Origin of the sequence: Bradyrhizobium sp. (assembly GCF_019242285.1) — a bacterium.
Taxonomy (GTDB): domain Bacteria; phylum Pseudomonadota; class Alphaproteobacteria; order Rhizobiales; family Xanthobacteraceae; genus Bradyrhizobium.
Genome location: NZ_JAFAVV010000745.1, coordinates 20,332 through 28,172, shown reverse-complemented (window position 1 = coordinate 28,172; position 7,841 = coordinate 20,332). Strand labels below are relative to the sequence as shown.

The following is a 7,841-nucleotide window of genomic DNA, read 5'->3' as shown; positions in this document are numbered from 1 at the left end:
CTATCTTTTGGAAAACCGAAAAAGTGGTGACCATGCTGGACGTTACGATGATTGAGCGGGGGTTGGAGAGGCCGGGCAAGACCAAGGGCGGTCTGGCCCGAGCGATGGGCGTGCGCCCCGGCGCCGTTTCCGAAATTCTCGGAGGGCAGAGGCTGATCAAGGCCTCCGAGATCGGCCCGATCATGGATTATCTGGAGCTGAACTTCGTCCCGATCATGGGCCGGGTCGGCGCCGGCGCCGTGATCGAGCCGGAATACGAGCAGGTTCCACCGGAGGGGTTGGGGGAAATCGAATTGCCCTTCCCGATTCCGGGGGAAACCATCGCCTTCGAGGTGTCGGGCGATTCGATGGAGCCGAAATATGAAAACGGCGACATCATCATCGTCTATCGCGAGCAGCGGCATCCGCTGTCGAGCTTCTTCGGCGAGGAGGCGGCGGTGCGCCTGAAGACCGGCGAGCGCTACCTGAAGACGATCGAGCGCGGCAAGTCGCCGAGCTCCGTCAACCTGACGAGCTTCAACGCCAAGGCGATCAACGGGGTGAAGCTGGACTGGATCGGCGAGATCGCCGTGACCCTGCCGAAGGCCCAGATCGAGCGGATGCGGGCCAAGGCCGCCGCCCGCACCCGCAAGGCAGGCAAGCGCGGCGACAAGTGAGACCGGGGTGATTCGCCGCGGCGGCGGCCCGATTCGGCCGCGCCGCGGCGGCTCCGGGCTGATTCTCGGCTTGACTTATTTCTGTATTTCAGAAATAATGGCGTCCCCACATGGAATCAGTCTCGTTATCCGAATGCAATACTTCGTCGTCATGATCGACTATGGCCGCCGCGGCCGCGAAGCGATCGTCGATCCCGAAATCACGCGGCGCGACGTCGTCTCCCGCGTAGCTTCCGGCGAATACGCCAATATCAGCTTCATCCACGCGGTCGCAGACCATGCGGTCGACGACGTGACCGAGGAGATCCTCGCGGAAGCGGGCCTTCACGAGGTCGATCCGGATGACGCCGACCTCGAGGCCGGCCGCTTCGATCACGCCCGCGATCTGCGCAAGCACGAGACGGCGTGAGGGCGATCGTTCTCCCGCCACACGACGACCTACGGCAGCAAACTCAGGGCGCCGATTTCCGAACGCCTGCGCCGGTCGATCGGCGCGGCGGGTCCCGCGCCGCACAACGCGCGCCCGGCTTGCATTGCCTCGCACAATGTTGTCACTGTGCCGGCAAGCCCGGGAACGTTCCGTACCACGGGCGTGTTTCAGGATTTCAATGGAGCAATCGGATGAACGCTCTGGAAATCGGCACGATCGGCAAGGTCACGAAACGGCTCGTCCCGTTTCTCATCGTCTGTTACTTCGTCGCCTATCTCGACCGGGTGAATGTGGGCTTTGCCGCACTCACGATGAACAAGGACCTCGGCCTCTCGCAGACGGCATTCGGCTTCGGCGCCGGCATTTTCTTCATCGCCTATTTCATCTTCGAGGTGCCTTCGAACCTGCTGCTCGAGCGTTTCGGGGCGCGGAAGTGGATCGCGCGCATCATGATAAGCTGGGGCATTCTCTCAGCGTTGATGGCGTTCATTCCGAACATCGCCAGCGCGACCGGCATGGGCAACGAATATGCCTTCTACCTGATCCGCGTGTTGCTCGGCGCCGCCGAGGCCGGCTTCTTCCCCGGCATCATCTTCTACCTGACGCTGTGGTTCCCGGCGGAATACCGCGCCCGCATCGTCGGCTATTTCATGGCGGCGATTCCGGCCTCGACCGTGATCGGCGCACCGATCTCCGGCCTGCTGCTCGACCGTTCGCACGGCATCCTGGGACTGGCCGGCTGGCAATGGCTCTTCATCATCGAAGCCGTTCCGGCCGTCATCCTGTCAGGGTTCGTGTTCTTCTATCTCACCGACCGTCCGACGGACGCGGTCTGGCTGCATCAGGACGAGCGCGATTGGCTCGCCGAGCGCTTGACGCTCGAGCGACGGCAGCGCGAGGCGGTCCGCGAGTTCACGGTCGGACAGGCGCTGGTCAATCCGCGTGTGATCGGCTTGAGCCTGGTCTATTTCGGCGCGGTCGCGACCAATTACGGCCTCGGCTTCTTCCTACCGCAGATCGTCAAGGCGTTCGGCCTCGACACCTTCATGACGACGGTCGTGTCCGCCACGCCCTATGCCGTCGGGCTGGTTGCCATGGTCTGGTGGGGACGGCGCTCCGATCAGAAGGCGGAGCGGCGCTATCACACGGCGATCCCGTTGTTCATCGCCGCCGCCGGCATCGCCGCGTCCACCGTGCTCGATGATCCGACGCTGAAGATGATCTCGTTCTGCGTGGCAGGCTTCGGCATCTTCAGCTGTCTGCCGGTGTTCTGGACACTGCCGACCGCCTTTCTGTCCGGTGCCGCGGCCGCGGCGGGCATCGCCGTGATCAACTCGATCGGCAACCTCGCCGGATTTGCCGGCCCGTTCGCGATGGGCTGGATCAAGGATCACACCGGCAGCTACACCGGCGGCCTGCTGCTGCTCGCCGGCCTCGGCATCATCGCCATGGGCATCGTGCTGACGCTCGGCCACGACCACGAGCTGGAACGGGTGCCGGCGCCGGTGTCGAAATAGCTGAAAGCGTCGCCCGCCGTGGCGGGCAACGCTTTCGCCTCAGACCAGGAGGACCGTGGAGCCGGTGGTCTTGCGCGCGGCGAGATCGGCGTGTGCCCTGGCCGCATCCTTCAGCGGATAGGTCTGGTGCACCTCGATCTTGACCGCGCCGGACTCCACGACCTCGAACAGCTCCTTCGCCATCGTCACCAGGCTCTCCCGCTTAGCGGCATAGGTGTTGAGCGTCGGACGGGTGACATAGAGCGATCCCTTCTGCGCCAGCAGACCGAGATTGAGCGGCTCCACGTTGCCGGAGGACTGGCCGAACAGCGCGGCAACACCAAGCGGCGCCAGACAGTCGAGCGACTTCAGGAAAGTGTCCTTGCCGACGGAATCATAGACCACGGGCACCTTCCTGCCGCCCGTGATCTCGTCAACGCGCTTCACGAAATCCTCGCGGCTGTAGACGATGGTGTGGGCGCAACCATGGGCCTGCGCCAGCTTCGCCTTCTCGTCGCTACCGACCGTGCCGATCACGGTCGCGCCGAGATGCCTGGCCCATTGCGAGAGGATGAGACCGACGCCGCCGGCGGCGGCGTGCAGCAGGATGGTGTCGCCGGACTTGACCCGGTAGGTCTGCCGGATCAGGTACTGTACGGTCAGACCCTTCAGCATCATGGCCGCGGCGGTCTTGTCGTCGATGCCGTCGGGCAATTTGAGCAGGCGGTCGGCCGGGATCAGCCGAGCCTCGGCATAGGCGCCGAGTGGCGCGCTGCCATAAGCGACGCGATCGCCCGGCTTCAGATCGGTGACGCCGGCGCCGACCTCCTCGACCACGCCGGCTCCCTCGCCGCCGAGCCCGCTCGGCAACGACACGGGATAGAGCCCCGAGCGGTTGTAGATGTCGACGAAGTTCAGCCCCACCGCGGTATGTCGGATGCGCACCTCGCCCGGCCCCGGCCTGCCGAGATTGACCTCCTCCCAGACCAGAACGTCCGGGCCACCAGGCTTGTGAAAGCGGATCGCATGCGTCATGGCGTTACTCCCTCGAATCTTCCTTGGTGACTAAATCGTCGGCCGCGCTAGGCGTCGATGGCATCCTTGATGCGCTTCCGCGTCAGCGGCAGATTTCGTAGCCGCTTGCCCGTGGCATTGGCAATGGCGTTCGCGATCGACGCGGCGGCCGGCCCCTGCCCGGTCTCGCCGCTGCCGAGGAACGGCTTTCCCGGCCGGTTGATGATATGGACCTCGATCGTATCCGGGACCGCGTCGAAACGCAGGATCGGGTAGGTCTGCCAATCGATGCTGGTGATCCTCACCTCGTCGAAGCTGACGCTCTCGTACAACGTCCAGCTCATCGACTGGATGATCGCGCCCTCGATCTGGTTGGTGAGCCCGTCCGGGTTCACCACCTGGCCGCTGTCCACCGCGGCCACCGCTCGGACCAGCCGTGGCCGCCCGGTCTCCCGGTTCACCTCGATCTCGCTGGCGATGGCGCAATAGGCAGCCAGGTTCTTGTAGCGCGCAAAGGCAAAACCGTAGCCACGATCCTGCGACGCCTGCTGGCCCTTGTGCCAGCCAAAAGCCTGCGCGGCCTTCTCGATCACCTCACGTCCGCGCGGATCGTCCAGGTGCTTCAACCTGAACTCAACCGGGTCGGCTTTGGCGAGGTCCGCGAGCTCGTCCATGAAGCTCTCGATCGAGAAGACGTTGTGATAGGCGCCGAGCGAGCGCATCGCCGAAATGCGCAGCGGCATTTCCGGGATGAAATGATGCACCACGTGCGCATTGGGAAAAGTGTAGATCGGGATCGCATTGCGGTCGCCGCCGCCCTCGGGCAGCGGAAGCGGCTTCGGCGCCGGAACCGGGAACGGTTCCGCCATCTGCTGCGCCGCCAGCAACGAGCCGGCGCTGCCCGGCCGCATCGAATGGGTGTTGCTCCAGACCTCGAAATTCCAGTCGGCGATCCTGCCCTCACTGTCGAGCGACGCCTTGAGCTTGGTCGCCATGGCGGGCCCGAACGGCTCCCAGCCATGTTCCTGCTCGCGCATCCATTGCACCTTGACCGGCACGCCCGGCATCGCCTTCGCGAGCAGCGCGGCATCGCCGGCTGCATCATCGGCGCCGTTATGGCCGTAGCAGCCGGAGCCTTCGGTATGGATGCAGCGCACGTTGGCCGGCGGCATGCGAAGCATCTCGGCAATCGCCTGCCGGTCGGGATAGACGCCCTGCGTGTGCGTCCACACCGTCACGGTGCCATCGACGAACTGCGCGACCGCGCAGGACGGCCCGATCGAGCCATGCGACTGATAGGGCCGCGTATAGGTGGCCTCGATGGTCCGCCGGCCGGCCGCGGACGGATTGCCGCGTTCGAGGATGGTCATGTCCTGCGACTTCAATTGGGTCGTCAGCAGCGCCAACAGATCATCCTGTTTCGGCAGGCGCGCGCTTTCCTTCCATTTCGCGGCGGCCGCCAGCGCCCGCATCGCCTTGACTGCCTGGAACTCCTTGCGCGCCAGCACGGCCAGGAAATTGCCGTCCCTGACCACCTTGACGACACCGGGCATCTTCTCGACCGCCGAACTGTTGCAGTCGGTCAGCTCCGCGCCGTAGCTCGGCGGCCGCACCAGCCGCGCGTGCACCATGTCGGGCAGCCGCATGTCCTGGACATAGGCCACGCCGCCCGTCACCTTGGCCGGGATATCGACGCGCGGCACCGGCTGTCCCATGACCTTGAACGTCGCCGGATCCTTCAGCTTCGAGGTCGGCTGCGCCTGCACATGCAGCATGTCGGCCGCGACGAGATCGGCGTAAGCGAGGCGCCGTCCATCCTGAGCGATCACGGCGCCATTCTCGGTGCGCAGATTCTCCGCCGGGAGCTCGAGGCGTTTCGCTGCTTCAGCTACCAGAAGCGCGCGCGCCTGCGCGGCCGCGTGCTGGATCGCGGTGCCGCTGTCCTGCATCGAATGGCTGCCCGCGGTGTAGCCCTCGTTCGCGGTCAGCCTGGTGTCGGCGGTGACGACCTTCAGCGACGCAAAGGGCACGTCGAGCTCCTCGGCGGCGATCTGCTGAAACGCGGTCTTGAAGCCCTGACCGAGCTCGGCCTTGCCGGTGAACACCGTGATCGCGCCGTCGGCGTCGATCCTGAGCCAGGCATCGAGATAGGGCGATGTCTTGAGACTGCCGGGCGGGCTCGGCGCAGCCGCCGCCGGCGCGCCCTGCTCCTCCGCAAAGGCGCCGCGCAGCGAAAAGCTGACGATCAGCGCGCCACTGCCGGCGAGCATCTGGCGGCGATCGAGGATCACGGGTGCGTTCATTGGGCCCCCCTCTGGTCGGAGGGAGACAGTTCAGCCGTATCCATCAGCCGCGCGGCGCGATGCACCGCCCGCAGGATGCGCATGTGGGTGCCGCAACGGCACAGATGCGGCGCGAGCTCGGCGCGGATGTCATCGTCGCTCGCTTTGGGATTGCGCTGCAGAAGCGCCTGCGCCCGCATCATCATTCCGGCGATGCAATAGCCGCATTGTGCCGCCTGCTCCTCCATGAATGCGCGCTGGATCGGCGCCGGCTCCGAAACCGTGCCGAGTCCTTCGAGTGTCGTCACCCGCTTGCCTTCGAGCAGCACCAGCGGCGTGACGCAGGACAGCACGGCCTTGCCATCGACCATCACGGTGCAGGCGCCGCATTGGCCGAGGCCGCAACCATATTTGGCGGCGTTGAGCTTCAGGTCGTCGCGCAGCACATAGAGCAGCGGCGTATCCGGCTCCGCATCGACCTCGTATTCGTAACCATTGACCCGTAACGTCATCATGGCTGGTCTCGCTGTGATGGATCGGCGGGCGCATTGCGCGGCCCGGCCGCGGTTTGCAGGAATGCCGTCTGCGTGCGCCTTGCCTCTTCGACGATCTCCGAGACGCCGCTCCACGCAGGCTGCTTGCTGACGTGCGACCGCAGGTACTTCAACAACGAGGCGATCTGCCCATCGTCCATGCTTGCGGCAAAGCCCGGCATGATCGGGCTGCGCTCACCCTCGACCGGGCGCACCCCCGAGAGCACGATGTTGGCGAGATTGCGCGGGTCGGGCGCGCTGATCGCCGTGCTGAATGCGAGATTGATGCCGCCGTAAGGCGGCGCCCTGCCGCTTTCGTGGCAGGTGGCACAGGCAGCCGCATAGATCGCGGCCCCCTCCGAGACCGGCTCGGATGCAACCGTCGATTCCGATTTCGCCTGCGCGAGCACGGCTTCGCCCTGGCGTTGGCGGTCCGGGGTGGGCGCGCCGAATACGCCGGCCATATAGGTCGCGATGGCCCGGACATCGCCGGCCGGGATGGACGACAGGTTGCTCACCACCTCCGCCATCGGCCCGCGCGCCGTGCCGTGGTCCGGATGCCAGCCGCCGCACAGATAGGCATACAGCGCGTCCTCATTCCATGGCACCGGCGACGGCGATTGCGCGTTCAGCGCGTAGGCCTGCCAATTGTCGACGTCGCCGCCGGCGAAGGTCGCGGTGGCGCGCTCCGCGCCCAGCCCGTTACGCGGCGTGTGACAGGCGCCGCAATGCGCAAGGCCCTCGACCAGATAGGCCCCCCGATTCCATTCGGCGCTTTTGCCCGGGTCGGGCTGATAGGCGTCCCGCCGCAGAAACAGGAGCTTCCAGCCCGCGATCAGGATGCGCTGATTGTAGGGAAACGAGAGCCGGTTGTCGCGCAACGGCGCCTGAACCGGCTCACGGGTCATCAGGTAGGCATAGAGGGCGCGGTCATCCTCGTCGCTGACATGGGTGAAGTGATCGTAGGGAAAGGTCGGATAGAGGTGGCGGCCGCCGCGATCGACGCCCGAACGCATGGCGCGGCGAAAGGCTTCCTCCGACCAGCGGCCGATGCCGGTCTCCGGGTCGGGCGTGATGTTGGACGAAAAGATCGTGCCGAACGGCGTCGGCACCGGAAGCCCGCCGGCGAAATTTGGCCCGCGGCGCGTGGTGTGGCAGTCGCTGCAATTGCCGACCGCGGCGAGCTCGCGGCCACGCCTGACCAGATCGGCATCGAAGGTCCGTGCCGATGGCGGATCGATCGCGGCCATCGGCGGCCGCCACGTCAAAGCAAAAATCACCCCCGCGCCGCCCACGAGCAACGCGGCAAAGAGCCCTCCAATGATACGCGACTTCGTCATCCGTCGTTTACATGTAGCAGGTTTCGAAGCCCGATCCGCGGCGTGCGACCGGACCACCGTCTCACCTTCTGTTGATGCCCGACGGCCGCG

The 7,841-nt window shown here is 65.7% G+C and carries 7 protein-coding genes; 3 read left to right on the top strand and 4 right to left on the bottom strand.

The window, feature by feature from the left end:
* Positions 1–32 precede the first annotated feature (32 nt).
* The 3 genes from JOY90_RS30635 (at position 33) to JOY90_RS30625 (ending at position 2,603) form a co-directional block, all read left to right on the top strand.
* Complete coding sequence (locus JOY90_RS30635; protein ID WP_291694839.1) at positions 33–656, top strand: S24 family peptidase; 624 nt, start codon at positions 33–35, stop codon at positions 654–656.
* Between the two features lie 133 nt (positions 657–789).
* A complete protein-coding gene (locus JOY90_RS30630) occupies positions 790–1,065 on the top strand; it encodes a hypothetical protein (RefSeq protein WP_291694835.1) in 276 nt (91 codons plus the stop codon).
* A gap of 212 nt (positions 1,066–1,277) precedes the next feature.
* Positions 1,278–2,603: an MFS transporter gene (locus JOY90_RS30625; RefSeq protein ID WP_291694834.1), complete on the top strand. Its 1,326-nt coding sequence runs from the start codon at positions 1,278–1,280 to the stop codon at positions 2,601–2,603.
* Between the two features lie 39 nt (positions 2,604–2,642).
* On the opposite strand, the gene JOY90_RS30620 is transcribed toward JOY90_RS30625, so the two are convergent.
* Genes JOY90_RS30620 through JOY90_RS30605 form a run of 4 tightly spaced genes read right to left on the bottom strand, consistent with a single transcriptional unit; the run spans position 2,643 to position 7,661 of the window.
* Positions 2,643–3,617, bottom strand: a complete 975-nt coding sequence (locus JOY90_RS30620) for a quinone oxidoreductase (RefSeq protein WP_291694833.1) — start codon at positions 3,615–3,617, stop codon at positions 2,643–2,645.
* A 47-nt stretch (positions 3,618–3,664) separates the two neighbouring features.
* Positions 3,665–5,899, bottom strand: coding sequence for a molybdopterin cofactor-binding domain-containing protein (locus JOY90_RS30615; protein WP_291694832.1), 2,235 nt, complete (start codon positions 5,897–5,899; stop codon positions 3,665–3,667).
* Entirely contained in the window at positions 5,896–6,393 is a 498-nt protein-coding gene (locus JOY90_RS30610) for a (2Fe-2S)-binding protein (RefSeq protein ID WP_291694831.1), read from the bottom strand. Before JOY90_RS30610 ends, JOY90_RS30615 begins: the two co-directional genes overlap by 4 nt.
* Entirely contained in the window at positions 6,390–7,661 is a 1,272-nt protein-coding gene (locus JOY90_RS30605; protein WP_291694830.1) for a cytochrome c, read from the bottom strand. Before JOY90_RS30605 ends, JOY90_RS30610 begins: the two co-directional genes overlap by 4 nt.
* Positions 7,662–7,841 lie beyond the last annotated feature (180 nt).

What these genes read in the sequence shown, in the direction of transcription:
- JOY90_RS30605 (WP_291694830.1), bottom strand. Translation starts at nt 7,661, where the DNA reads ATGGCCGCGATCGATCCGCCATCGGCACGGACCTTCGATGCCGATCTG.
- JOY90_RS30615 (WP_291694832.1), bottom strand. Translation starts at nt 5,899, where the DNA reads ATGAACGCACCCGTGATCCTCGATCGCCGCCAGATGCTCGCCGGCAGT.
- JOY90_RS30610 (WP_291694831.1), bottom strand. Translation starts at nt 6,393, where the DNA reads ATGATGACGTTACGGGTCAATGGTTACGAATACGAGGTCGATGCGGAG.
- JOY90_RS30630 (WP_291694835.1), top strand. Translation starts at nt 790, where the DNA reads ATGCAATACTTCGTCGTCATGATCGACTATGGCCGCCGCGGCCGCGAA.
- JOY90_RS30620 (WP_291694833.1), bottom strand. Translation starts at nt 3,617, where the DNA reads ATGACGCATGCGATCCGCTTTCACAAGCCTGGTGGCCCGGACGTTCTG.
- JOY90_RS30625 (WP_291694834.1), top strand. Translation starts at nt 1,278, where the DNA reads ATGAACGCTCTGGAAATCGGCACGATCGGCAAGGTCACGAAACGGCTC.
- JOY90_RS30635 (WP_291694839.1), top strand. Translation starts at nt 33, where the DNA reads ATGCTGGACGTTACGATGATTGAGCGGGGGTTGGAGAGGCCGGGCAAG.